The sequence below is a fragment of the Bradyrhizobium sp. CER78 genome (genome assembly GCF_029846235.1).
In the GTDB taxonomy this organism is placed as follows: domain Bacteria; phylum Pseudomonadota; class Alphaproteobacteria; order Rhizobiales; family Xanthobacteraceae; genus Bradyrhizobium.
In genome coordinates this window covers 317,071-342,092 of sequence record NZ_JARVWP010000002.1, presented here as the reverse complement: position 1 = coordinate 342,092, position 25,022 = coordinate 317,071, and the positions used below count along the sequence as shown (strand labels likewise).

General features: G+C 60.4%; 17 protein-coding genes and 2 pseudogenes. 9 read left to right on the top strand and 10 right to left on the bottom strand.

The window, feature by feature from the left end; all coding sequences use genetic code 11:
- Window positions 1–18: 18 nt before the first annotated feature.
- On the top strand, window positions 19–1,224 hold the full coding sequence (locus tag QDT69_RS04665; RefSeq protein ID WP_279705459.1) for a DUF3095 family protein: 1,206 nt from the start codon (window positions 19–21) through the stop codon (window positions 1,222–1,224).
- 83 nt (window positions 1,225–1,307) lie between these two features.
- Here QDT69_RS04665 and QDT69_RS04660 read toward each other — a convergent pair whose 3' ends face one another.
- The 8 genes and pseudogenes from QDT69_RS04660 to QDT69_RS04625 form a co-directional block, all read right to left on the bottom strand.
- Window positions 1,308–2,321: a helix-turn-helix transcriptional regulator gene (locus tag QDT69_RS04660; protein ID WP_279705458.1), complete on the bottom strand. Its 1,014-nt coding sequence runs from the start codon at window positions 2,319–2,321 to the stop codon at window positions 1,308–1,310.
- Between the two features lie 178 nt (window positions 2,322–2,499).
- Window positions 2,500–3,129, bottom strand: a complete 630-nt coding sequence (locus QDT69_RS04655) for a LysR substrate-binding domain-containing protein (protein WP_279705457.1) — start codon at window positions 3,127–3,129, stop codon at window positions 2,500–2,502.
- Window positions 3,130–3,194: 65 nt separating this feature from the next.
- The gene (locus QDT69_RS04650) at window positions 3,195–6,425 is read right to left on the bottom strand and encodes a multidrug efflux RND transporter permease subunit (RefSeq protein WP_279705456.1); all 3,231 of its coding nucleotides are present in this window, start codon (window positions 6,423–6,425) and stop codon (window positions 3,195–3,197) included.
- Window positions 6,426–6,435: 10 nt separating this feature from the next.
- Window positions 6,436–7,635 (bottom strand): efflux RND transporter periplasmic adaptor subunit, encoded by a 1,200-nt coding sequence (locus QDT69_RS04645; RefSeq protein WP_279705455.1) that lies wholly within the window; start codon window positions 7,633–7,635, stop codon window positions 6,436–6,438.
- An 81-nt stretch (window positions 7,636–7,716) separates the two neighbouring features.
- A complete protein-coding gene (locus QDT69_RS37185; RefSeq protein ID WP_347952021.1) occupies window positions 7,717–8,622 on the bottom strand; it encodes a GNAT family N-acetyltransferase in 906 nt (301 codons plus the stop codon).
- 32 nt (window positions 8,623–8,654) lie between these two features.
- Window positions 8,655–8,914 (bottom strand): annotated as a pseudogene (locus tag QDT69_RS04635) (NADP-dependent oxidoreductase); the annotation flags it as partial.
- Window positions 8,915–8,937: 23 nt separating this feature from the next.
- Entirely contained in the window at window positions 8,938–11,145 is a 2,208-nt protein-coding gene (locus QDT69_RS04630) for a xanthine dehydrogenase family protein molybdopterin-binding subunit (protein WP_279705454.1), read from the bottom strand.
- 4 nt (window positions 11,146–11,149) lie between these two features.
- The gene (locus QDT69_RS04625; RefSeq protein ID WP_279705701.1) at window positions 11,150–11,605 is read right to left on the bottom strand and encodes a 2Fe-2S iron-sulfur cluster-binding protein; all 456 of its coding nucleotides are present in this window, start codon (window positions 11,603–11,605) and stop codon (window positions 11,150–11,152) included.
- A 427-nt stretch (window positions 11,606–12,032) separates the two neighbouring features.
- Between QDT69_RS04625 and QDT69_RS04620 the strand changes: the two genes are divergently transcribed.
- The 8 genes and pseudogenes from QDT69_RS04620 to QDT69_RS04585 all read left to right on the top strand — a co-directional run bounded on the left by QDT69_RS04620 (window position 12,033) and on the right by QDT69_RS04585 (window position 22,984).
- Window positions 12,033–12,548, top strand: coding sequence for a hypothetical protein (locus tag QDT69_RS04620; protein WP_279705453.1), 516 nt, complete (start codon window positions 12,033–12,035; stop codon window positions 12,546–12,548).
- A gap of 663 nt (window positions 12,549–13,211) precedes the next feature.
- Complete coding sequence (locus QDT69_RS04615; protein ID WP_279705452.1) at window positions 13,212–13,400, top strand: hypothetical protein; 189 nt, start codon at window positions 13,212–13,214, stop codon at window positions 13,398–13,400.
- A 313-nt stretch (window positions 13,401–13,713) separates the two neighbouring features.
- Window positions 13,714–15,576, top strand: a complete 1,863-nt coding sequence (locus QDT69_RS04610; protein ID WP_279705451.1) for an adenylate/guanylate cyclase domain-containing protein — start codon at window positions 13,714–13,716, stop codon at window positions 15,574–15,576.
- Window positions 15,577–16,188: 612 nt separating this feature from the next.
- On the top strand, window positions 16,189–17,262 hold the full coding sequence (locus QDT69_RS04605; RefSeq protein ID WP_279705450.1) for an MBL fold metallo-hydrolase: 1,074 nt from the start codon (window positions 16,189–16,191) through the stop codon (window positions 17,260–17,262).
- Window positions 17,263–17,687: 425 nt separating this feature from the next.
- A complete protein-coding gene (locus QDT69_RS04600; protein ID WP_347952024.1) occupies window positions 17,688–19,286 on the top strand; it encodes an FAD-binding oxidoreductase in 1,599 nt (532 codons plus the stop codon).
- 23 nt (window positions 19,287–19,309) lie between these two features.
- Window positions 19,310–20,001: pseudogene (locus QDT69_RS04595) on the top strand (SDR family oxidoreductase).
- A gap of 335 nt (window positions 20,002–20,336) precedes the next feature.
- Window positions 20,337–20,852, top strand: a complete 516-nt coding sequence (locus tag QDT69_RS04590) for a hypothetical protein (RefSeq protein ID WP_279705448.1) — start codon at window positions 20,337–20,339, stop codon at window positions 20,850–20,852.
- 704 nt (window positions 20,853–21,556) lie between these two features.
- Window positions 21,557–22,984, top strand: coding sequence for a hypothetical protein (locus tag QDT69_RS04585; protein ID WP_279705447.1), 1,428 nt, complete (start codon window positions 21,557–21,559; stop codon window positions 22,982–22,984).
- Between the two features lie 133 nt (window positions 22,985–23,117).
- On the opposite strand, the gene QDT69_RS04580 is transcribed toward QDT69_RS04585, so the two are convergent.
- Together QDT69_RS04580 and QDT69_RS04575 are read right to left on the bottom strand one after the other, a co-directional pair.
- The gene (locus QDT69_RS04580) at window positions 23,118–24,044 is read right to left on the bottom strand and encodes a glycosyltransferase (RefSeq protein WP_279705446.1); all 927 of its coding nucleotides are present in this window, start codon (window positions 24,042–24,044) and stop codon (window positions 23,118–23,120) included.
- A gap of 122 nt (window positions 24,045–24,166) precedes the next feature.
- Window positions 24,167–25,006, bottom strand: coding sequence for a universal stress protein (locus QDT69_RS04575; RefSeq protein WP_279705445.1), 840 nt, complete (start codon window positions 25,004–25,006; stop codon window positions 24,167–24,169).
- Window positions 25,007–25,022: the final 16 nt, after the last annotated feature.

Here is a 25,022-nt window from a genome sequence, read left to right as displayed (position 1 = left end):
ACCGAAAGGAATACCACGATGTCGGGTAGCTCAGAGCAAGCTCTGGTGGTTGGTTCTTTCCAGATAGAGGCCGAACAAGGGCCCGAAGAAGATCGTTTCTATCAGGAGCTTGTGCCTTTCGTCTCTTTTGAAGACGTAGTGCGATGGGATCGGTATCGCCCTCTGCCTAATGACTGGATCATCGGCGTCGCGGACATTGCTCATTCGACCGAAGCTATCGAACAAGGACGGTACCGCGAGGTGAATGCGGCCGGTGCAGCGGTTCTTGCCGCCGTCAGCAATGCACTACCGGACCTACAGTTTCCTTCTACGTTCGGAGGAGATGGCGCGAGCTTCGCCGCGCCAAGCGTCTATTCGGCCATTATCCAGGATACGTTGGCAAAAACCGCGGCTTGGGCCGAAGACGCACTAGGTCTTATACTGCGCATCGCGGTCATTCCTATCGCTGACATTCGTGCTCAGGAGTTGGACGTGCTGGTTGCGCGCTTCGCGCCATCTTCGAATGTCACCTACGCGACGTTTGTGGGCGGAGGGCTCGCCTGGGCCGAGCGGAAACTCAAGCAAGGAAGCTACGCATTTCCGCGCGCGCCCATCGGAGTGACAGCTGACCTCACGGGTATGTCGTGCCGATTTGCGCCTATCAGTGCCAGGCACGGGGTTATCTTGTCTCTTATCGTCGTTGCGCGCGATGATCCAAGTTCATTCGTTGAGCTTATAGGTGAGCTCCTGCGGACGTTCCGTTTGGCTGAGCCCCGCCTACATCCATTGCCTACCGAAGGCCCGGTCGCCGCCAGGATCAACGACGATGTTGATCGTGCCATCGAGAAAGGCAGGCCAAAGATACCCTTTGCGGCTCGAGCTACGAAGTACATTCACGCCATTCTGGCGCGGATGGGCATACTGCCGCGGCTTCCAATTGGGGGCTTTGAGGAAGCTCGGTTCCGACAAGAGCTCGTGGAGAATACAGACTATCGAAAATACGATGATGGCCTTCGTATGACCGTGGATTGCCCATTGGAGCTCGCCGACTTGATAGACGCGCGCTTGGAAGAGGCTCAGCGACGAGGCGCATGCTTTTTTGGAACGCATCGACAGTCCTTCGCAAATCTTACATGCTTCGTGCCATCACCCACGCGAGCCAATCACGTGCACTTCATTGATGGTGCTTCTGGGGGGTATGCCTTCGCCGCAGCCAAGTTGAAGCGAAATATTGCTGGCGACTAAGTTCGCCAATAGCGGTGTGATGCGCGTGCCGCTCCATGCACTGCAAGGCGAAGGCCTTTGCGCGCGGTATTCGCGTTCCTGCCCTAAGATGTGACATCCTTTGGCGCTTTGGCTATCCGCCGATAGTCGCTCGGATCTCGATTGTAGGCCTTTCGGAATGCCCGTACAAAACTTGAGCGGCTCTCGTATCCCACATTGAGAGCAACGGCGTCGATCGACATCGTCGTTGTCGTCAGATCGATTGCCGCCTGTCGCATTCTCAAGTTGCGCAAGATGACCATTGGGGATTGTCCAAAGATATCCGGGAACCGCGCCATGAACGACGAACGACTTAGTCCTGCGCTGTGTGCCAAGCTCTGGGTTGTATGGGCAGCTCCCGGCCGTGCCACCATGTCCGCAAAAGCGCGGGTTACCTGTCTGTCAGCAAGTATCGAGAATCGCTCAGTCCACCGTTGGGATGACTTGAGGGACCGTCGCACCAAGGAGACAATGATTTGCTTGAGCAGAGACGCTGTCATGGCTCCAACGCCGACCTCTTGGTGTAGCAGCTCGTCCATAGCCTCGCGAAGCTTCAGATCGATCTTGTCCGCTGGCGCGAACTGCTCGATCACAGGTTCGCGGAGTTCTCCGAACAGCCTCACAGACTGACCAAAGGATGCGTTAAAAAAGCCGCATATCTGAACGATTTCGGGTTGCTCGTTCGGCACTGCGACGCGGAGGATGTCGTCTCGACGGGTCCAGCAGTCTCTCGAAATGAGCTTTGGTGGACCACTTCCACCGTCAACCTCGATCGTGAACGGAGTATTTGGCGGCACGATGATCAGCAAATGAGGGCTCAATGGCATCTGGGGTCCGCCGTTGATCGATATGCGACCCACACCACTCAAGTTGTAGTGGATCCCGGGTGCGCCAATCATTCCCATTTCGACTCGATGGGCGTGCGGCACCAGAATCTCAGTCAGCGCGATGACATCGATGTCAAGCGCCTGCATCAAGTTGTCGAGGTCTCTTGTAGACAATTTGACAGTGGAGCCCGTGGTCAGCGAACCGTCCTGCCCGAAGAGAGCCTGCGTTGGAATCGCTTTCGAGGTGTGCATGACTTTAGTAGCCCTTTACTGCACGGGCTACCGGTGCCGATAGTGCTCCGAAGCCCGTTCTCCGGAGATCAGCGAGGGCGTCGCCATGCTCGTTCGCGCCACCGACTGCCGTCTTCCCGAACCCAAACGCAGCAATCATGATCAGAACACCCTAGCATGGAAGTGAAGTTCTTGCAGATCAAATCTGAGTCGCCTTCAGATCAAAGCTGAATCGCGACCAGCACGCGTTCGTTCCAGAAGTGCACAATCTCGCGCCTTTCGGCCTTCCAGTGAGAAATGCGACGTCAAGCTGATGATTCTGAATCGCGGCCATATGCGTGGCCGGACCGCCCTCAACGAGCTCGGGGCGAACATCCTTATTGCTGTCAACGAAAGCACGAAGCAGCTGCGCCAGGAAGCTCGTAGCGAGTGAAGTGAATATGCCAATGAGGACCTTGCCGGTCTCTCCTCGACCGGGCGACGCGGCATCAATAGCGACATAATTGATTTGATTCAGGGGCCCTCCGCGCCCGCGCGATAAAGAGCTGACCCGCATGCGTGAGCCTGACTCCGCTGCTGCCGCGGACGAACAGCGCGGCGCCGATCTCGTCTTCCAGATCGCGAATGCGACGGCTGATTCCTGGACGCCAATTGCTATCGCGGCTTTTCGGAAGCTGCTGTTGTCAGCTGCAGCAATGACATAGCGCAGTTGGCGCAACCCAAAGGCCTGCAGTTCATCGCGCCGCCGCTCGGCCATCTCGCCAACTTCCCTGAAGGGCTCCTTCGCGACCTTTGAAATCTCGGGAGGGCGATAGTCCTGGCCGACCACACAACGGGCCCCCAGCGCCAATCCGCTAGTCAGAAGCACCGGTGTAGCGAACGTCCGTATAGCCATCATGCTGCGTCTACTGTCGGTGCGGTTGGAACAGTCGGCTTTGTCTCTGGTGAGCCAGCGGCGACACGTCCGCCAAGCCGTACGCGCAATCGCTTCACCCGCGCGGTAATCCAATCGGCCATGAGGCGATTGATGACGTAGAAGCTCGGCGTGAAAATCAGCCCAAAGAAGGTCACGCCGATCATGCCGAAGAAAACGGCGACGCCAAGTGCTTTGCGCATCTCCGATCCGGCGCCGTTCGCGATAATGAGTGGAAGCACGCCCAGGATGAACGCGATCGACGTCATCAGGATCGGGCGAAGGCGTTGGTGCGCTGCTCGGATCGCAGCTTCCCGATGAGACAAGCCTTCGGCTTCGCCTTGTCTCGCGAACTCGACGATCAGAATCGCGTTCTTCGCTGCGAGTCCGATCAGCACCACGAGCCCGATTTGCGTGAGGATGTTGTTGTCCATACCGAGCAGGTTGATGCCGAGGACGGCAGCGAGGAGGCACATCGGAACGATGAGGATCACCGCGAGCGGCAACACGACGCTCTCATACTGCGCCGCCAGGAGCAGGAAGACGAACAGCACGGCCAGCCCAAAGACGTAGATGCCGGTATTGCCCGCTTGCTTCTGCTGGTAGGAGAGCTCGGTCCACTCGATGCCCATGCCCTTCGGCAGAACGCGGGCGGCTATCTCCTCCATCGCTTGTAGCGCCTGGCCGGACGAATAGCCTGCGGCGGCCCCGCCCTGTATCTCCGCGGACGGGAACATGTTGTAGCGCACGACCCGATACGGGCCGGATTGCTTTTGAACATCCGCGATCGCGCTCAGTGGGATCATCTTCCCGGTTGCCGAGCGCGCGCGCAGTTGAAGAATGTCAGCGGCCGATTGCCGGTACGAGGAGTCCGCCTGGGCGACCACCTGCCAGGTGCGGCCGAGATAGTTGAAATCGTTGATGTAAGTTGAGCCCAGGTAGGTGCCCAGCGTCGAGAATACGCGATCCACCGGCAAGCCGAGTTGCTCCGCCTTCTCGCGATCGATCGACACGTGAAGACGCGGCGTCCCGGTGTTGTAGGTCGTAAAGACCCGCTGCAGCGCGGGGTTCTCGTTCGCTTCGGCGATCACGTCCTGCGCGGCCTGCTCGAGCGCCGCGTAGCCCAAGCCAGATCGATCCTCCAGTTCCATCTTGAATCCGCCGGCGGTGCCGATGCTTCGGACTGATGGTGGCGAGATCACCAATACGTTGGCGCCAGTTATATTTGAAAAGGCCTTGCGTAGCTTGTCCGCGACCTCGTCGATCGTCGCCTTGCGTTCGGCCTGCCGTTTCAGGTGAACGGGAATGAGGGCCGCGTTCGAGGCATTGGAGTAGGTCGCGCCATCAAACCCGGCAAAGGTCAATGAGTGATCGACCTCGGGAACTGTTGCTGCCGCAGCTTGAACCTGTTTTGCGATTTGCGTCGTCCGTTCGAGCGACGAGCCCGGTGGCAGTTGGAGCACGTTGATCAGCAGGTCCTGGTCCTGCGAAGGAATGAAGCCTTGCGGCGTGACGTAGAAGCGCCACCCGGTCATGACTATGAGCGCGACATAGACGACCGAGAGGATCACGAGGCGACGGACAAGCTTGCCCGTGATGCGGCCGTAGTGAACCGACATTCGGTCGAACAGGTGATTGAACCAGCGGGCAAATCGGCCTGGAAAGCCGAGGATGCCGGGTTTGGCCTCCGATCGCTGGTCGGCAGGTTTGAGCAGCAACGCCGCCAGTGCCGGCGACAGCGTCAGCGAGATGAACGCTGACACCACCGTTGCAGAAACGATCGTCAACGCGAACTGCTTGTAGAACTCGCCCGAGAAGCCGGGGATGAAGGCTGTCGGCAGGAACACGCCGCAGAGCACCAGGGCGATGGCCAGGAGCGCACCGGAGACTTCCCTCATCGTCTCGTGGGCCGCCTCCTTCGGCGACAGATTCTTCTCGACGATCAACCGCTCGATGTTCTCGACCACGACGATCGCGTCATCCACGACGATGCCGATCGCCAAGACCATTCCGAAAAGCGACAGGCTGTTCAGCGAGAAGCCGAACGAGGCCATCGTGGCGAAACTTCCGGTCAGGGAGATCGGGATGGCGATCAACGGCACGACCGCCGCCCTCCAACTCTGCAGGAAGAGCAGCACGATCGATGAGACGAGGAGCAGCGCGACGAAAAGTGTTTCCTTCACGTCGCGGATCGAGTCCGCCACGAAATCGAGCGGGTGGTGGGCGACGGAATAAGCCATGCCCGGCGGAAAGTCCTTCGACAGCTCGGCAACGAGGGCTTTGGCGCGTTCCTCGGTCGCAAGCGCGTTGGTTCCGGGTTGTTGCTTGAGAACCAGGCCAATCGCATTGCGGTCGTTCAGGAAAGCATTGGTCGAATAGTCCTGGGCGCCCAGCTCGACTCTCGCGACATCACGCAACCGGGTCAGGCCACCGTCGGCGCGCCGCTTGAGAACGATGTTGCCGAATTGCTCAGGAGTGGCGAGTCGCCCTTCGGTATCCACGCCCAGCTGATAGGCATTGGCCTTTGCACCGAACGGCGGCTGGCCAATGATGCCGGCCGCGACCTGGGCATTCTGGGCGCGAATGGCCGCGATGATCTCATCGACCGTCAAGTTCCGCGCTGCCGCCTGATCCGGATCAATCCAGACCCGCATCGCATAGTCGCGCCCGCCGAAGCGCACGGTATCGCCGACGCCGGGGATGCGCTTGACCCGATCGTTGATCTGCAGAGTGACGTAATTCGAGATGAAGTCGGTATCGAGCGAGTTGTCGGGAGAATAGAAGGCGAAGCCCACGAGGTCTTCTGCGGAGACCTTGCGGACAGTCACGCCGATCTGTCTCGTCTCGTCGGGCAATCGCGGAAGCGCCTCGTCGACCCGGTTCTGGACGAGAACCTGTGATTCATTGATATCCGCGCCGAGTGCGAACGTGATGGTGATCGCCACCGAGCCTTCCCCGACCGAGGAGCTCGACATGTAGAGCATGTGCTCGACGCCGTTGATTTGCTGTTCGAGAGGAACGGAGACGGTGGACGCCATCGTCTCTGCGGTCGCACCGGGAAACCGCGCGGTGACGACCACGGTCGGCGGCGCGACCTCCGGATATTGGCCGACCGGCAACGACGGATAGGCCACAAGGCCAGCGACGGTGATGAGGATCGAGAGCACGGCCGCGAAGATCGGCCGCTCGATGAAGAAGTGCGGAAAGCGCATCGGTCGCTCCTCAGTACCCGTCGGAGGCGGTCGCGGCGGATGGCTCCGGCGCGGCGACCGGCGGCTGCGCCCGGCTCGCGTCCGCGTTGCGCGGCTCGATCGCGGTGCGGTGCGGCTTGACTTTCATCCCTGGCCTGAGCTGGGTGATACGGTCGAGGATAACGAGATCGGTGGAAGCAAGCCCGCCCTTTACCGCCCGCAGCCCAAGAACCTCCGGTCCCAGCTCGACCGTCCGCTTCGTGACGGTGTCATCACGCGCGAGGACGAGAACCTCCTTCTGCGACTGTTTTGTGATGATCACTTCGTCGGGGACCAGCATGGCGCGATAGCTACCGGACCCGAGAAGGCGCGCGCGGCCGAACATTCCGGGCGTCAGAAAATGATCATGATTGTCGACGACGGCGTGAGCCTGGATCGTTCCTGAATCAACATCGATGGCGTTGTCGACGAACACCATCTTCCCGCGATGTGCGAAGCTGGTTTCGTCGGACAGCCTGATGTCGATCGGGTTTTCGAAGTCCCTCGATAACTGGCGTTGGCCCTGCCGCGCCTGCCGGAGATATTTCAGATAGAAGCTCTCGGCGCCGTCGAAAACGAACCAGATCGGGTCGAGTGACACGACCTTCGTGAGCAGAGTGGTCCCCGCCTGGACATGGTCCCCGATCGAGACGCGACGGCTCGAAGCGCGCCCCGAGACAGGGGCGCGGACGGTGGTCCAATTGTAATTCAGCTCGGCAGTTTCCAATGCCGCCTGCGCGGCATGAAGCGCGGCGGTCGCCGTTCGGAGACCTGTCTGATCGGTCTCCAGCCTCTCCTTGCTGACCGCATTCTTCGCTACGAGGGTCGCCGATCGGGCCTCGATCAATATTGCGTTGTCCCGCGTCGCTTCAGCGCTCTCCACACTCGCCCGCGCCTGATCGAGCGCGGCCTTGTAGGGCTGCGGATCGAGGACGAAAAGCGGCTCGCCCTCCTGGACATCCTGGCCGTCGCGGAACAGGATCTGCGTGACCTGCCCGGTCACCCGCGCCCTAAGCTCGACAGACTGCGGCGCCTCGAAATGGCCGATATATTCGTCCCAATCGACGACGGTCTTCAAAGGAGGATTGGCGACGGAGACCGCAGGCGGTAGCGGAGCTGGCGGCGTCTCGCGCGAGCAGGCACTGAGGAGGACCAACATAGCGACGGCAGCCGGAATACGAAACACGATCATCCCCTTTTTGCGAGCGCTTCGATCGCGCCACTACCAAAGCTTACGGTCGGCGACTCAAAGTTCGAGACTGGATCAGCTCAATTAGATGCTCAAAAGGATCACTGGCACTTGTAGGTCTCGGACCAGGCCCGATTGCTCGCCATCGCGCTCAAGTCGGCGCCTGTGGGCGGCGTGCCGGCAAGCCGAGCGCACTAGATCTGCGGTCGAGGCTGAAAGCTCGAGGTGACGTCTGTCGCAAACGTCAAGCGCAAGAGGCCGAGTCACGCGATAGACATTTGCGACAGGTCGGGGCCAGAAAGTCGTCCGCCGGGGCCCTATTCCAGCGCCCCGAAGCGACCGCCCCGAGATGAGAGTGAGAGGAAGGGAGTTTCGGTAGAGTAGGGATGAAGCGCCTTGCCCCGTCGACTTCGCGTGAGTGTGGGGCGGAGAGGCTGCGCCAGGCGCGTAGTCGACTTCCAAGACGATCAGCGACTTGCCGGGGATATTGGCAATCGCCGACTCAAAGTTCTTCGCGACGGTTTGCGTTTCGCCACCATGGGCGGAGACAGCGCCGGCCCATGGAGAAGGCCAGGGCGGCTCAGTTGTCCGGTCGTAAAGCTGCATGGCGCTGTGATTGGATTCGTGCGTCGACCAGTACACGCGGGCCGCCCCTCGACGTCTCGCCTCGGCATAGACATGCTCGATCATCGCGCGACCGACGCCGCCGCCACGTGCGTCGTTCGCGACAAACGAGACTTGAAGATAGCAGTAGTCGCGCGTCGTCCAAGTTGATCGATGGTAGATCGAATGCACCAAGCCCAATGCTTGTTTACCGACCATGGCGAGCGCTGCACGCATCGGCTCAACCGGGTCCAGTAAACGCGCCCAGGTCTTGATCGTCACCGACTCGGGGATATCCACCTCGTAAAATCGTTGATAGCCTTTCCACAGCGGAAGCCAAATATCAAAATCGTGGTTAGCAATGGCTTTAATCTCGACTGGTTGCATAGAATGCTCCTGAAATCCCTGTAAAGAGTCCTTCACGCTGAGCATCCTCGCAGACGAACGCGGATAATCGTCTTCCCGCTGATCCGCTTCGTCCGATTGAAAGCAGCGCAGGCACCGTCGAAGGTCGCGACGGTGCCGATGTTCGTCCGCAGCCGTCCATCACGCACCCGCCAGAGGATCTCACCCGGTTGGGCGCGATCGGACACACGAGAACAAAGTCAGTTTCCAGGCCGTCGGCAGGCCGTGCCTCGGTCGACCTGGGGATGGTCACCAGCGTTCCTGCGGCTGCGACGCGCAAGCGATGACCGGCAAGGACTATGACGACGACTTCAGCGAATTTGTATCGATTGGCAGGCTGCGCAAGCGCTTGCCGGTAGCGGCGAAGATCGCATTGGTGACTGCGGCACTGACAATGGCTGTCGGAGCTTCACCAACGCCACCTGGGGCTTCGGCATTCTTGACCAAGTGCGTCTCCACCACCGGTACCTCATCGATGCGCATCGGAAGATAGGTATCGAAGTTGCTCTGCTCGACGCGTCCATCCTTGAAAGTGATTGACCCATGGAGTGCAGCGGTCAGCCCGAATAGCGTTCCACCCTGAACCTGTGCTTCGATCGTATCGGGATTGACATACATGCCGCAATCAATCGCACAGACAACGCGATTGACTCGGACAGAGCCATCAGGCGCCACATGGACCTCGGCGACCTGGGACGTGTAGCTCCCGTATGCGAATTGTACCGAAATCCCGCGGCCATGCCGTGGGGGCAGGGAGGATCCCCACCCAGCTTTTTCCGCCGCGAGCGACAGGACAGCAAGCGCTCGCGGATTGTGGCCAAGCAATCCCTTGCGATAAGCGACGGGATCCTGCTTCGCGGCATGCGCGAGTTCATCTATAAAGCTCTCGACTACAAAAACATTGTGAGTCGGTCCGACGCCACGCCACCAGGATGTCCGGACACCAGGGGGTTCGACCCGGACAAAGTCGACATGGATATTGGGTAGTGCATAGGGCGGCTCAGCCGCCGCTTCTACGGCATCGGGGTCCAGTCCATCCTTCACGTAAGGTGGATAGTAGCGAGCCATAACGGAGGAGCCGGCGATCCGATGCATCCAGGCGACCGGCTTGCCGGTCGCATCAAGTCCTGCCGAAAGCCGATCGAGATAATATGGCCGATACATGTCGTGCTGGATGTCTTCCTCTCGGCTCCAGATCACCTTCACCGGGCCGTCGACGTGCTTGGCGATCTTGACTGCCAGCACTGTGCCATCAGCCTCCAGCCTTCGGCCGAAGCCACCTCCAATCAGATGATTGTGAATCTTAACCACGTCCTTTGGCAGACCGGTGAGTTCGGCCACCAGAGACTGCGTGATCGTAGGCGCCTGCGTCCCGACCCAGATGTCGCAACGATCCTGCTGCAGATGAACGGTGCAGTTCATCGGCTCCATTGCCGCATGGGCCAGGAAAGGTACCTGATAGACAGCGTCGACCCGTTGCGCCGCCTCCGCAAGTGCCTTCCCCGCATCACCGACGTTACGCGCAACAGCGCCCGGCCTGTGGGATTCCTGCGCCAGTTGCTTGACGATGTCGGCGCTGCTGACCTTGCTGTTCGGGCCATCCTCCCAAGTGATGGCAGCGGCCTCGAGGCCCTTCTTTGCTGCAGCCATGTGATCCGCTACCACGGCGACAGCTTCATCGACATTGACCACCTGGCGGACGCCCCTCACCGTGAGCGCGGCCTTCTCGTCTATCGTCTTGGCCTTGCCACCCAGCACGGGCGAAATCGCAACCGCTGCAACCTTCATGCCCGGCAGTCGTGTATCGATGCCGAAGAGCGCGCGTCCGTCGACCTTCATTGCTGAATCGATGCGCTTGGCGCGCGTGCCGATCAGGCGGAAATCCTTCGGATCCTTCAATTTGACGTTAGCCACAGGTGGCACGGGTAATTTCGCCGCGGCGTCCGCAAGTTCACCGTAGCTCAGATGCTTGGAGCCCGTCGAATCGAGCACGACGCCATCCCTGGCGCGGCAAGCCGCTGGATCAACATTCCAGCGTTTTGCGGCCGCTGTAATCAGTAGATTACGACCCACCGCGCCCGCCTGACGCAGCGGAGTCCAGAAGGCGCGGACGGAGGCGGACCCACCTGTATTTTGAATGCCTATGATAGAGTTGGCGTAAAGCGCGTGATTTGGTGGCGCATGCTGAACTTGAATTTGGTCAAGCCTTAGTTCCAGTTCTTCAGCCAAAAGCATCGAGAGCGACGTGTAAACTCCCTGTCCCATCTCGACCATCGGCATGACCAGGGTCACTGCGCCGATTGGATCGATCCGAATAAATCCATTCGGCGCGAAAGTACCCGTGACCTCGTTTTCGACTATCCGCGAAGCTGGTGCCGCAAAGACGGGCTCCGCGCTCGCGCCGGTCAGGGCAAAGCCCAGCAGCAAACCTGTGCCATGTAGAAAGGCGCGCCGCGACATCGCTGTTTCATCGGACATCCGCTCTGCCAAGGTAAGCTTATCCATGATCTCAAACTCCCGCAGCATGCTTGATCGCAGCGCGGATGCGCTGATAAGTGCCGCATCGGCAGACGTTCCCCGACATAGCAGCATCGATGTCGTCATCCGTCGGCTTTGGCGCGTCCTTCAGGAGTGCCGCCGCCGACATGATCTGGCCGGACTGGCAATAGCCGCACTGCACCACCTCAAGCTCCAGCCATGCCTTCTGCAAGGCCGCGCCCTCCGGCGTGTGGCCGATCGCCTCGATCGTGGTGACCGCACTATCGCCGACGCTGTCGACCCGCGTTTGGCAGGAGCGGACCGGCTGACCGCCGACATGCACGGTGCAGACGCCGCAAAGCGCTTGGCCGCAACCGAACTTGGTCCCGGTCATTCCAAGCACATCGCGCAGTACCCACAGAAGTGGAGCATCACCGTCAACATCGACCTCATGGTGTTTGCCGTTGATCTCTAGGGTAAAAGCCATCGATGTCTCCTGAGCGTATTTGGGAGTGAGCGGCGAGCTGACGAGCAATCGTTCACCAACATGCTGCAAAAAATCGGTGGACCAGATACGGCACTTTAGGAGCATGGCACGTCCTCGTCAGCGCGGAGACGTCCCAGAACCCAGGCTTAAGTTGCATCTGGCCTGTCAATGAAGCGTGTGACTGCCGTAACCTCTAATCGCAACATGGGACGAGCTTTTCCAATAGCCGGCATGTATATTTTCCATTCCAAAAAGGAATGCTTCACTTAAGGGAATACCCGATAGGAAAAGCCCCGGAACCGCTTGAGCGGTCGTCGATCGGCTTGGTCTTCGCGGGGGCCTGCTCGCGGCAAGCGTCGTCGCCGGCCTCGTCCTTCTTCCCCTCATCGGGGCGGTCCTTCGGTACCGCGGTCCCGAAGATCTGGGCATGAGGAGGGACGGTGGGCTCGTCGGTGCCGGCGGCGCGCTGGACTTCGCCGAGCACATCGCGACGCCCGAGAACCGGCGGCGCCTGCTCTGGAGCGCAACTGCAGCTTTCGCGCTGACACTGCTCGCCCAGATCGGCTTCATCGCTCACCACGTCGCGTTGGCCGAGCAGTTTCTCGGCAAGTTCGGTGCCGGCGTGCTGGTCAGCGCGACGGGGGCGGTCACGCTGTTTGGCCGCCTCTACCTGGCGAAGATTGTCGATGGCGCGCCGGTTCGGCGATTAGCTTGCCAAGCGATGGTCGCACAATTGGCCGCGCTCCTCGCGATCGGGCTATTTCCTTCGATCCCGACGCTAATCGTCGGCAGCTTGATCTACGGCTTCGCGATCGGACACGTCACGACGCTCAGCCCGATCGTTGTCCGCCGCGAATTCGGCGCCAAGGCCTTCGCCGGCGTATATGGAATGGCCGCGACCTGCATCCAATTTTTCTCGGCTTGCGGCCCCGCATTCATCTGATATCTCCATGAGCGGTTAGGCGGATATCCTCCGGTTCTGCTCGTTTCGGCGGGTATCACGGCGCTCGGCTGCGCATCGCTGTACTTCGGCACTGAACGGTCGAAATGACCGTTTACGTGCCGTTCAATCTGGTCAGCGTCTTTTCGGGACGGGATGAGCTCGACGACATGGTTGCGACAGCGACAGATATCCTGGACAGGCGTAGGCATCCAGCGAAGGCCTCTGGCTAGGCCGTTTTTGGGCGGAAGGCTGATCAGCGCTTAAGCGGCGTGAGCGACGCTTTGAATCTGCCAATTCCACCCGCACGCCCGACGCAATGGGGATCACCGTAGGCATCCATCTGCCAGCGCCGCCGCGGCGGTCTTCAGCGTGGCCGCGTCGATCCTGCACGGCCACAGATATGAGGCGCTCTATGCCGAAAGCCATATCTTGAAGTTTTTTAGTATCCTCAAGATCCTGATCCAGAAATGCACCGGCCACGGGTTCCGTGGGATCTGGGTCGTAAACTTTGACATGGAAAGTAGATAGGTTGCGGCCTTCAAAGACGCATCCATAGCCTACAAGGATCGCGACACAAACTGCCCCAGGCGGTAGCTAAGCAGATCATGGTCTCGCAGCGAAACCGTGATACAAGCCGCTCCTCATTCAAAAGGAGTTATTCATATGGCGAAGAAGGCAACGAAGAAGCGCGTTAAGCGCCGCGAGTGGACTGCGGCAGATATCAAGGAACTGAAGGCCCATTCGAAGGCAAGAACCCCGGTCGCAAAGATATCGAAGCTGACCAAGAGAACGGTAGGCGCGCTGCGGCAGAAGGCGTTGAATCTCGGAATCGGTCTAGGACATCAGCGGTAGCGCGCGCCGCAGCGGTCGAGCATATAGGTCAAGCCGTAGGCATACCTGAGTGATCCGATCGAGGCGGCTGGTTTTTCTCCCACGAAGACGCGGCGCTGCTAGAGGGGGGCCTAAAGTCGAAAGGTGCTCTGGAATCTGTCGGTTGGCCGGTAGAGCGGAAGTAGCCGGACGGCGGGCGGGAGGAGGCTCTTGGCCGAAGCCGAGCTCGGCTCGGAGTGCTCGGCACCAGTTTTCGCGACGGACCCCGTGGTGTCCCGGTGATAACCCGCGGTTCCGTCGTCCATAATGTCCCTTCGAACGGGATCGCGTGCCCATGGCTGAAGCGCATCCAGGCAGGGTCGGACGCAGGCTGGCGGCCATCGTCGCCGCTGACGTGGCGGGCTACTCGCGCCTCATGGGCCTAGACGAGGTCGGCACCGCCCATACTCTCCGCGAACACCGCAAGGTCACCGACGCTCTCGTGGCAAAGCACGGAGGTCGCCTAGTGAAGTCCACGGGGGACGGCGTGCTGCTTGAGTTTTCCTCGATAGTCGATGCGGTCGAGTGCGCGGTTGCGGTGCAGGTGGTGATGGCCGAGCGGAACGAAGGCGTGCCCGTTGATCGCCGGATGATGTTCAGGATCGGGATCAACCTCGGCGACATCCTGATCGAGGAGGGCGATGACATTCTTGGCGATGGTGTCAACATCGCCGCTCGACTTGAGGGGATCGCTGAGCCGGGTGGCATCTGCATCTCCGCGTCCGCTTACGAGCAGGTGCGCGGTAAGGTCCCGGCCGATTTCACGGACCTTGGCGAGAAGAGCCTCAAGAACATCGCTCGGCCTATCCGTGCCTATGCGCTCGGCAACGATGGATTGGACGCTAGAACAAAGAGCAAGAGCACTACAGCAACGGCACCAGGCGCGCCATTTCCTCCTGCCCTTGGTTCGCCAAATGACGCAGCTTCTAGCGAGTTCGCCCTAAAGGGGACGCCTCCGTTGCCCGCCAAGCCCTCCATCGCCGTTCTTCCATTCCAAAACATGAGTGGCGATCCCGAGCAGGACTACTTTGCGGATGGCATGGTGGAAGACATCATCACGGCATTGTCGCGATTTGGCGAGCTATTCGTCATCGCGCGCAACTCGACCTTCACCTACAAGGGAAAGGCTGTCGACATCAGGCAGGTGGGTCGCGAACTTGGTGTACGTTGTGTGCTTGAGGGCAGCGTGCGTAAGATGGGAAACCGCGTGCGCATCACCGGGCAACTCATCGATGCCGGCTCCGGCGCTCATCTCTGGGGAGATCGCTTCGAGGGAGACCTTCAGGGCATTTTCGATTTGCAAGACCAAATCACCGCGCGCGTAGCGAACGCGGTTGCTCCCAAGATTGTGGATGTTGAAATCGATCGCGTCGCACACAAACCAACCGCGAGTCTAGACGCATACGATCACTATCTGCGCGGTCTTGCAGGGTATTACAAATATGAGAAGGAAGCTACCGATGAGGCGCTTCGCTATTTCATTAAGGCGATCCAACTCGATCCAGATTTCGCCCCAGCCTATGCCCTTGCATCGAGCTGCTATTGGTTGCGCAAAGCTCACGGTTGGATGGTCGATGCTCCGAAAGAGATTACGGAAGGTACGCGACTCGCTCGTCGTGCAGCGGAGTTGGGGAAGAATGACGCCACCGCGCTCTGCTTTGCCGGCGTGACGCTTGCCCATGTCGCTGGCGATCTCGACGCGGGCGCGAATCTGATCAACAGAGCGCTGCTACTGAATCCGAACTCGGCGGTTGCGCTCTTTTTTCGCAGCTGGATAAAAGGTTGGATTGGTGAACCAGACCAGGCGGTTGATGATGGGTTGGGGGCGATGCGCCTGGATCCACTCGCTCCGAGGCTTTCCTACATGCAGGCATCGATAGCTTACGGCCATTTCTTTGCTGGACGATACGGCGAGGCGTCTAGCTGGGCGGAAAGATCGATCCAAGAACAGATTTCCCCAGTTGCCCTGCGTGTGTTGGCTGCGAGCTTGGCGCTCGCTGGCAAGCGTGAAGACGCCCGAGACGCGGCTGTCCGCTTGATGCAGCTCGTTCCGGCACTTCGCGTCTCACACATTAAGACGTTAATCCCTATTCGCCGCCCTGACGACTTGGCTAGGCTTGAAGAGGGCTTGCGGCTTGCCGGGTTGCCGGAGGGATGATGTCCGTCTACGTCAACATTGGACGTTCAGGAAGACGAGGGCGCGCCCTCAAGCCTACACTGTGAACCATAGGTTGGCATCGGGACAGACATGTTGGACCTTCCAGACATCAGCCGACGCCTCGTCGCAGTCTTCGCAGCAGATGTGGAGGGTTATGCGCGGATCCGGGATCTCGTACGATCTGATCTATGCGGAAGATCTCAGCCCTGCGCGGCTTAAGGAGTTCGAACGTGATCTCGTCTAAGCATCCAGCGTTCCTAAAACTCGCGACCAAACTTGACCGGGCTAGGCAAGAGCTTGTCAAGATTGACGACTACCTAGAGTCGATCAAGGGCTTCGATCGACCCGTCAACGAATGGGCTCGAGGTTCGGCGCATCAGACCATTGCAGAGGCGGTGAGAGGTCTTCTCCGTCGCAGGTGAACCGTCTCGGAATTTGCGCTCCGTCGGCGAAGGCACTTGAAACGAGTTTCATGGCTTCCTCCATCAACTTGCAGGGGATATAGGTTCGGACCTGGGCTCGGGCTTGAGAGTTCCTACGGAGCCGGCGCGACCTCGCCGGATCGGTGCACGAGCGCGACCAGATTGCGGCCGTATAGCTCGATTTTGGCGCGTGGAAATCCATAAAGTCTGCTTAGATCAGGAAGTCCGTCGGGCAGCTGCGGCAGATTGGCTTGCTATGCGACCGCTTTTTCATCCGAACCTGGTCAATGGCCGCTACGGCGACCCGACGGTATATGTGGAGACGCTGTTCGAGAAGCGCAGCCTGCTGTTCGATATCGGAGAGATTTTTTCGCTCTCGCCGCGGAAGATACGACGCATCGACCAGGTCTTCGTCTCGCACGAGCATATCGATCACTTCGTTGGATTCGACCACCTGCTTCGCTTGCTTGTCGGACACGAGAAGTCTGTGCAGCTCTTTGGTCCATCCGGCTTTACTGAGCGGGTCTTTCACAAGCTTCAGGTCTATCGCTGGAATCTGGTCGAAACCTATTCTAGCGATCTTGTCTTCGTCGTGAACGAACTCGCAGCGGCGAATTCCATCTTGAACACGCGGTTCAGACTGAGGAGGGCTTTTGTCGCAGAGGCATCAGTCTCTCGCAAAACCCTTGCCGGGGTAATCTGCGACGAACCGACCCATCGCGTGTCAGCCGTGATCCTTGAACACGGTACGCCCTGCCTTGCTTTTGCGCTGCAGGAGGCGGCGCATGTCAATGTCTGGAAGAACCGGTTGTTGGAGCGCGGGCTGCCCGTCGGTCCGTGGTTGCGCTCACTCAAGCAGGCCGTGGTCGAACGGCGCGCGGACGATCATTTGATCAAGATCGATGGATCGGCGGTTTCGGGCAATCGGCTCGTTCCACTTGGGGCCTTGCGTGATCTCCTCACCGTCACGGCCGGACAGAAAGTTGGCTATGTCACCGACGTTGCCGATACGCCGGCCAATCGTGGCGCCATCGTAGCGCTCGTGCAGAACGCGGATATCCTCTTCATCGAAGCGGCGTTTGCAGGAGCGGACGATGCGCTGGCGAGGCACCGGGCTCATCTCACGACCACAGCTGCTGGAGAAATTGCTCGAGAAGCCAATGTGCGCCGCGTCGAGCCGTTTCACTTCTCTCCACGTTATGTGGGGGAGCAGCAGCGGATGGTTGCTGAAGTGATGGCGGCGTTCAGGGGAACTCACTGCTAGAGCTTGCCTGAGGAAGCATATTTGCCTGCTGGACATATCGCCATCTCTATTGGGGCTCGCCGATGAGAAGTGCGTTCTCGATCTGGTGAGATTAGGATCGCGGCAGGCGGCGGTCGGTCGCATCCGAACGTCCGCGGCTGTCCGGGGCGGCTTCACCTGTTCCAGCGGTCATCCAACTGGGGGCGTCCTATCCAGGCCCTGTTCAGGCACCGGGTTGTCGACCTGACATTTGGTCGTACCCCATGCGGGTAAGACTGAGCGGGTGCCGCGGCTGCTGCGGCGCCGTTTGCAGAAGAAATTGCCCGCCGCCGTCGTCTTTCATGCTCCCTCTCGAAAGCGTATTGTTCCGATCGAACGAGCTCACTCTGCAGCGCTGTCGTTCAGAGTATTCAAAAAACTCTCGAAACGAAACACGGGGAACGCTCATGACCGGCATAAGGCTGAAACATTACGGCTGGGGACGGGAAGGCGAAGGCATGAGCGCGGAAGAGCGGGCGTTTGTCCTCGGCCGCTACCACGCCAAGTTTGGTACCGGCGAATTCGACACGGTTACTATTCCCGGCCTTGAAGAGCTGTCCTTGCGGGAGCCGCGCGTGGTGCCGCCAGCTTCGCTCACGCCGTTCTGCACGACCGAACGCTACGACCGCGCCGCACACACTTACGGCAAGTCATATCCGGATTACGTCAGGGCCATGCTCGGCGATTACGATTGCGCTCCCGATGTCGTGGCCTATCCTCGCAACGAGTCGGAGATATCGGCTGTCATGGACTGGGCGGGGTCCGTCGGCGCTTCGCTGACGCCGTTCGGAGGCGGATCGAGCGTGTGCGGTGGCGTCGAGCCGCAGGCCGACGGCACCAAGCACAAGGCGGCCGTCACGCTCGACCTGCGCAATCTCTCCAAGGTCGTCGAAGTCGATCCTCTCTCGCGCGCCGCATTAATCGACGCCGGCACCTATGGTCCATCGCTGGAAAACCAGCTCAAGCCGCACGGCGTCACGTTGCGGCATTTTCCGCAGAGTTTTGAATATTCGACCCTGGGCGGCTGGATCGCGACGCGATCGGGCGGCCACTTCGCCAGTCTCTACACCCATATCGACGATTTTGTCGAAAGCCTGCGTGTCGTGACGCCGGTTGGCGTCGTGGAGACGCGCCGGCTTCCCGGTTCGGGTGCGGGTCCGAGCCCCGACCGCATGTTCATCGGCTCGGAAGGAATTTTGGGCGTGATTTCGCGCGCCTGGATGCGCTTGCAGCCCCGTCCAAAGTTTCGCGCCGGCGCTTCGGTTCGCTTTCCCACTTTCTTCGATGCCGCGCGCGCGGTGCGTGCGGTTGCGCAAGCCGGCCTCTATCCCTCCAATTGCCGCATCCTGGACCCGCAGGAGGCGTTCAACACCGGCGCGGCCGACGGCAACTCGGCCATCATGGTGCTGGCATTCGAATCGGGCGATCATCCCCTGGACGCCTGGTTCAAGCGTGCGCTCGAATGCTGCGCCGACCACCGCGGGACACCGGAGCCCGCAGAGGCCGGCGACGCCCATCTCGAAGGCGCGGCAGGCATCTGGCGCAATGCGTTCATTCGCATGCCCTATGCGCGCGAATTCTTGACGCCCGCTGCTATCATCAACGATACGTTCGAGACCGCCATCACCTGGGATCGGTTCGAAAGCTTTCACGATCAGGTCAAGGCGGGAACCGAACGCGCGATTCTGCAAGCGACCGGGGTGAAGGGTGAAGTCACCTGTCGCTTCACCCACGTCTACCCGGATGGGCCCGCGCCCTACTTCTCCTTCCACGCGCGCGGTCGGCACGGTGCGCTGCTCGCGCAGTGGCAGGCCATCAAGGACGCGGCGAGCGACGCGCTGATCGCGGCAGGCGGCACCATCACGCATCACCATGCGGTTGGCCGCGATCACCGGCCCTGGTACGACCGGCAGCGGCCACAGCTTTTTGCCGCCGCGTTGCGGGCCGCCAAGCGCGAACTAGATCCCCGCGGCATGCTCAACCCGGGCGTCCTGATCGATCCTTAGGCGCGTGCCCTGCGGCGAGAGAATTGGAAAGCAAAATTGCCGCCGCGACCGGCGCCGCGTCAGGCATCGGATTGGCGAGCAGCGAGGCGATGTTGGCGGCAGGTGCGCGCGTGGTGATGGTCGACCGCGACGAGGCGGCGCTGACGGCGCTCAGCAGCAAGCATGGCGACGCCGTGATCCCCCCTGGTGATCGACCTGCTCGATCCGAAGGCCTGCGCGACACTGCTGCCGAATATCCTGGAGCAGGCTGGCTAACTCGACATCCTGCATTCCAATGCGGGGACATATGTTGGCGGCGATCTGGTCGATGCCAAAGCGATCGACCGGATGCTGAACCTGAACGTCAACGTCGTGATGAAGAATGTGCGCGACGTGCTGCCGCACATGATCGCGCGCGCACCGGCGATATCGTCGTCACCAGTTCCCTGGGGGCGCATTTTCCGACGCCGTGGCAGCCGGTCTATGCGTCGTCCAAATGGGCAATCAACTGCTTTGTCCAGACCGTACGACGTCAAGTGGGCTCGATCTCACCCGGACCCGTCATCAGCGCGCTGCTCGCGGACTGGCCGCCCGAGAAGCTGAAGGAGGCCAAGGAATCCGGAAGTGTCTCCTCAAGGCCAGCGAGGTGGCTGATGTGGTGATGGTCATGCTGACGCGGCCACGCGGCATGACCATTCGCGACACGGTCATGCCGCCCACGAATTTCGACCTCTAGTTTTCGCGGAAATCATGCTCAAGCAAGAAGCTAAAGCGCGATGATGATTGATCCCAATCTCATCGCGCTTGTGCGCACCGGAAGCCCTGATCGTCACGACTGCGAGACCAAAGGGACATCCCATCGGCCCGCATGGACTTCCGAGGGACCCCAAGGGGCCGATAACGAGGGTTGCCGAAAGGCCACAAGCGGACCGATGCGCGCTTGTTTCGGCCCATGACTCCCCATTTCCGTCAATTTTTGATCGCCATATCAGGCGTGGATATTTTTGCCGAAGCGTGGCCAGGGAAGTCACGCGATCTATTCTTCAGTCAGAGTGATTTGCAGAAGCGCTAATGAAAAACGCTGCGCTGTTTGCCCTTGGCCTGTTGGCCGCTGGTGTTTGGTTACACGACAGTGCGAGATGTCAGACGTCGCTGGCCCCGCCGCTTTCGCTTGCTCCGCCGCCGCCGTTAAGCGAACAGGGGGCGGCACCTCCGGCCGCCACCAACAGCGTTTGGCCGCCGATGGCGGCACCCAGCGTGTCGCCGCCACGGGCGACCGCTGCCGGCGCCCCACCATCTGTTACTGTCAAGGACACGCCGTTGGCGTCCGACGACGTTTCGCCAGCACCGGTGATCGACAGGCTGCCGCCGTTGGCCAAGCCGGCTACCGATTACGATGGCTTTAGCGTCGGCATCGTCGACGAGAATGACGCGTCAAGCCTGACGACGCGACCCGTCAGGCCGCGCCCGGCAAAGCAGCCCAAGCTCGATCAAGAAGCGGACCGTGTCTTTGGGCTGCAATCGGTCAATCCTGCGGACGATGACAAACTCAAGGGCAAGCTCACGATTTGCCGCGGCTGCAAGTAGAGGTCGCCGCTCCGGTTGCGTTCGTCTATTGTCCCACCGGACAGGCGGCGCGTTCGGGTGCTCACGCCGCGATTTTCGCAGAGACCGACCTGACGCGGGTCATCCGCCGCCTCGGGCCCCGCCAGCAACTATTCGTGGGGGCTTCGACGATTGGCGATGATGCCTGCGTGCGTGGCCCAAGCGTAGATGTGTCTGGTTTGCGCCAAGAGCTGCGCTTTACGCGAGGTCGCATTTTGGGGGCAGAGTACGCCAACCCTCGGAAACTGCCGAAGTCAGTTATGGGTCCAAACGCGACCTTGCGGGGAGGGCAGCTTTTGGGCGCAAAGCGGGCGTTGGCAGGAACGTGAAGGTCTGCCTGGCAACCGTCGACGGGAGATCGGCGACCGTCCAAGTTGACGGATCGCCGATCTCAACTAGCGGCGCTTCAGCCTAGACCAACGCCTCGCTATCCCAGATGCCACCTTCATGCAGGCGTCGGCCATCATGTCTCGCAGACGCGCGCACTGACAGGAAAGTGAAGGCGCCGAGAGCGCGCAGTGCTCGCCGATTGTCTTGCAGAGCGTTTTGGTCTGGCAAGAGGCTGGGTTAGCATTCGAGCTTCATTTCAGTGGGAGGCAGTGGTGCGGTCGGAGCTCGAAGCTCCAGCGCGTACAACGGGCGGAGCGGCCTCCTTGGGCGGCGTCGGGTCCCCGTGGCCATGGACCATGCTGGCGTGGACCGCGCTGCTGGTGGTGATCGTCGCGTCGTCCAGGCCCGCGGTCCCGGTCATCTGGGGCGACACGCCATCCTTCGTGGAATCTGCTTTTCGTACGCTCGAGGCCGGACAGCCGACGGTGGCGGGTGGGCGCGATCCGGGCTACCCGGCGTTGCTGGGCGTGACGTTCGCGTTCGGAGGCGACCTCGGCACGGTGGTGCGCCTGCAGCAGGCGGCGTGGACCATCCTGATCCTGGCGCTCGCAGCAACCGCGCAGGCGACGACGCGCAACGCCGGTGGGCTCGTGCCGATCATCCTCGTGGCGACGTATCCGGGCCTGCTGCTGTTCAGGAATGTCGTCACCTCGGAGCTTCTCTTTGCGGTCTTTCTCAATCTCGCAACGGCCGGATTGCTCGTTGCCACCTGCGTCGACAAAACGGCGCGGTGCTACGCGGTCGCTGCCGCTGTCTTATGTGCGGCGCTCGCGGCGTGCTTCAGGTCGCAAGGAGTCCTGGTCCCGATCGTCGCCGTCCTGGTGGGCGCGATCCTCGCCCGCCCAGACACGTCTGCGCGCCTTGCCGTGATTGCCGTGTCCGTCGGGGCGGCGTTGGGGCTCCTCGCCACCGGTTCCCGGTTCGGGGCTTCCAACTCCGATCAAGCCTCCATCGTGTTCGTCCCCAAGACATTGTTCTGCAATCACCTGAACATCGTGCTCGCAAGCGATGCAGCGCGACGCGAGATCGCGTCGGCGGCCGGAGACCGCGCCGACGCCACGATGGCGCGGCTTGTCGCCGACTTCACGGCGGAGCCGGGTCGGTGGCCGGCACTCGGGTTTTTCGGTGACGCGTGCCTCTTCGACACTGCACTGGATCGAGACGTCGCCAGCGATGCCGGAAATGCCGACGGCGCGGCGAGAGCCTATCGGCGCATCTTCCTGGCCGCCGTGCGCGACCGGCCGCTGGCCTACGCGGGCAAGGTCGCCCGTCAGATGGCCTATGGGGCCACGGTCGCATGGCCGGTTTACGGACTCGAACCTGCCATCCCGGTGTCGACCGACGATGTGCCGCACGTGTCCGACATCATGACGCGGCACGGCCGGGCGGCTCAGCCGATCGATCTGCAAGGTGGACCAGTTCGGATCGGCCTACTGTCTGATTTCCCAGTCATCTCCGCCTATCTGTTCAGGGCCTTGTCCATCGCGTTCGTCATCGCCGTAATATATTGGACGGTGACCGCCGTTTGGCGTTGGCGCCCCGGGTTCTCAGCGCGCGGAGGTATCGTCATCGTGATGTGGGCGGCCTCGATCGGGACCGCCGCCGGCGCCCACACCCTCGACGTCTGGCGATACCTAATTCCCGCAGTGCCGATGGTCGGCTTCATGCTGGCCCTTTTTACTGTCGAACTGATCGAAATTATCTCATGCCTGCGGAGGGGCTAAGCGCATCATTCGCAAGCTCCTGTGCGCAGAAAAAGCGAGCGCATCGCTCCAGCACCGCAGCCTCCTGAACCTGTGAGCGGTCAGAAGAAATCCGTCCTTACGGAGCAAGCTCAAGACGAGTGAACGACATCTCTTATTCCGGAGGCCGCAAGGCCAAATAAGCGAGCCGCCGTAACTCGCGACGGCCACGCACGACAGTGTCGAGAATCATTCCACTGAAGAAGCTAAGGAAGGCGAGTATCATGAGTCCTGTCGAAAGAACCGCGGTTGGCAAACGCGGCACTAAGCCGATCTCAGCATACGTGACGGCAAGAGGTACCGCGATCACGATCGAAACGAACCCGAGCAACGTGCCAATTATACCGAAAAAAAGCATCGGTCTTTCAATTCGAAACAGCGTCAGGATGGCCAACAGGATGCGACAGCCGTCGCGGAACGGGGAGAGCTTGGACTTCGAACCTTCCGGCCGTACTTTGTAAGCAGTCCCGATCTCGGCCACTGGCATGTGCAACCCCAGAGCATGGATGCTGATCTCCGTCTCTACCTCAAAACCTTCCGAGAGGGCGGGGAAGCTTTTTACGAACCGGCGCGAGAATACGCGATAGCCCGAGAGGACATCGCTGAACGAGCGACCGAAGATATGCGACAACATTCCATTGAGGATCGCATTGCCGAGGCGATGACCTGGCCTAAAGGCGGCGGCGTCAGCGACCGCACTTCGCACACCTACCACCATGTCCAGCTGGCGTTCGATCAACTCCTGTATCATCGTCGGTGCAGCCGCTGCGTCATAGGTCGCATCGCCGTCGGCCATCACATAGACATCGGCATCAATGTCCGCAAAACTCCGGCGGACGACGTTGCCCTTTCCTGGCGTCAGTTCGGTTCGAACTATCGCGCCAGCAGCACGAGCCATATTCACGGTATTATCGGTCGAATTGTTATCGAAGACATAAATGGCAGCGTGGGGCAAAGCCGCACGAAATGCTGTTACCGTGGCGCCGACGGCCGCCTCTTCATTGCGACAAGGGAGGATTACCGCCACACTTTGTTGCTTCATAGCCGACCCTAGAGTCTGCACCACGTGCTCAAACCGACAGTAAATCGAAGCTTCCGCGGGCCGGTGCAGGCATCCCATATAGCTTCTCGCAAAGACAGACGGAGCGAATTGTACGCGCAGTTCTAATGCGCCATTAGGACGGGCAAATCCGCGTGTTCCATGATATAATTCGTCGCGCCGCCGAATATCATTTGCCGCAGCCTGTTGCGGGTAAAGGCTCCTTTTATCAACAGATCGCAGCCTTGCGCTCTGGCGGCATCAAGAACCGCCTCACCGGTGTCGCGGTCTTCCAGTTCAATGCTCACTAGGTTGGTCGCAATGTCGTTGTACAGCAATTGTCGGACAATGTGATCGGCAGATGGGCCTGGTACCGATTGTCCGGCAATCACGGTCAGCACCGTTACCCGTTCTGCCAGACGAAGCAGCGGCATGGCAAAAGCGTTGACCCGAGCCTGCTCGGTACTACCGTTCCAGTGGATCACAATGTTTGTCGCGATGCTTCTCGGCGCGTCTGGTGGCGCCAGTAGAACGGGTCTACCGCTCTCAAACAGCGCGGATTCAATGGCGCGCCGGTGAGGGCCGGCAGCATCAACGTCGGACCGTGGCATTACAATGACGTCGAAAGCTCGCCCATAACTTCCAACAAAGTCTTCACCCTCAGGCGCGGTTTCCAGCCAGCCGAAGCATGGTCGGCTCGCGCGCGCAGTGGCTGGAGGAATATCGTGCTTTAGCATGAACGCTTCGAACAAACGATGCAGTTCGGCCAACTCTTCCTGGCTCTTCGCAAGGTAAGAATCCAAAGGGATGCCGGTGGCTAATTCTGCGACTAAATATGGAGGGATACCGAACCGGAGCGGAAAGCCTTCGATGTAGGCGCCGGTACGTTGCGCGAGGCGTGCGGCGGCCTCGAGTGTGGATGCCATGGTCGCAATGTTTTGGATCGGGACCAAGATCGTCTTCATTCTCAACCCCCGTGTT

Bases quoted from the DNA above. Each gene is read 5' to 3' on its own strand.
- QDT69_RS04665 (WP_279705459.1), top strand. From the start codon at position 19: ATGTCGGGTAGCTCAGAGCAAGCTCTGGTGGTTGGTTCTTTCCAGATA.
- QDT69_RS04660 (WP_279705458.1), bottom strand. From the start codon at position 2,321: ATGCACACCTCGAAAGCGATTCCAACGCAGGCTCTCTTCGGGCAGGAC.
- QDT69_RS04650 (WP_279705456.1), bottom strand. From the start codon at position 6,425: ATGCGCTTTCCGCACTTCTTCATCGAGCGGCCGATCTTCGCGGCCGTG.
- QDT69_RS04645 (WP_279705455.1), bottom strand. From the start codon at position 7,635: ATGATCGTGTTTCGTATTCCGGCTGCCGTCGCTATGTTGGTCCTCCTC.
- QDT69_RS37185 (WP_347952021.1), bottom strand. From the start codon at position 8,622: ATGCAACCAGTCGAGATTAAAGCCATTGCTAACCACGATTTTGATATT.
- QDT69_RS04630 (WP_279705454.1), bottom strand. From the start codon at position 11,145: ATGGATAAGCTTACCTTGGCAGAGCGGATGTCCGATGAAACAGCGATG.
- QDT69_RS04625 (WP_279705701.1), bottom strand. From the start codon at position 11,605: ATGGCTTTTACCCTAGAGATCAACGGCAAACACCATGAGGTCGATGTT.
- QDT69_RS04620 (WP_279705453.1), top strand. From the start codon at position 12,033: ATGAGGAGGGACGGTGGGCTCGTCGGTGCCGGCGGCGCGCTGGACTTC.
- QDT69_RS04615 (WP_279705452.1), top strand. From the start codon at position 13,212: ATGGCGAAGAAGGCAACGAAGAAGCGCGTTAAGCGCCGCGAGTGGACT.
- QDT69_RS04610 (WP_279705451.1), top strand. From the start codon at position 13,714: ATGGCTGAAGCGCATCCAGGCAGGGTCGGACGCAGGCTGGCGGCCATC.
- QDT69_RS04600 (WP_347952024.1), top strand. From the start codon at position 17,688: ATGACCGGCATAAGGCTGAAACATTACGGCTGGGGACGGGAAGGCGAA.
- QDT69_RS04590 (WP_279705448.1), top strand. From the start codon at position 20,337: ATGAAAAACGCTGCGCTGTTTGCCCTTGGCCTGTTGGCCGCTGGTGTT.
- QDT69_RS04585 (WP_279705447.1), top strand. From the start codon at position 21,557: ATGCTGGCGTGGACCGCGCTGCTGGTGGTGATCGTCGCGTCGTCCAGG.
- QDT69_RS04580 (WP_279705446.1), bottom strand. From the start codon at position 24,044: ATGAAGCAACAAAGTGTGGCGGTAATCCTCCCTTGTCGCAATGAAGAG.
- QDT69_RS04575 (WP_279705445.1), bottom strand. From the start codon at position 25,006: ATGAAGACGATCTTGGTCCCGATCCAAAACATTGCGACCATGGCATCC.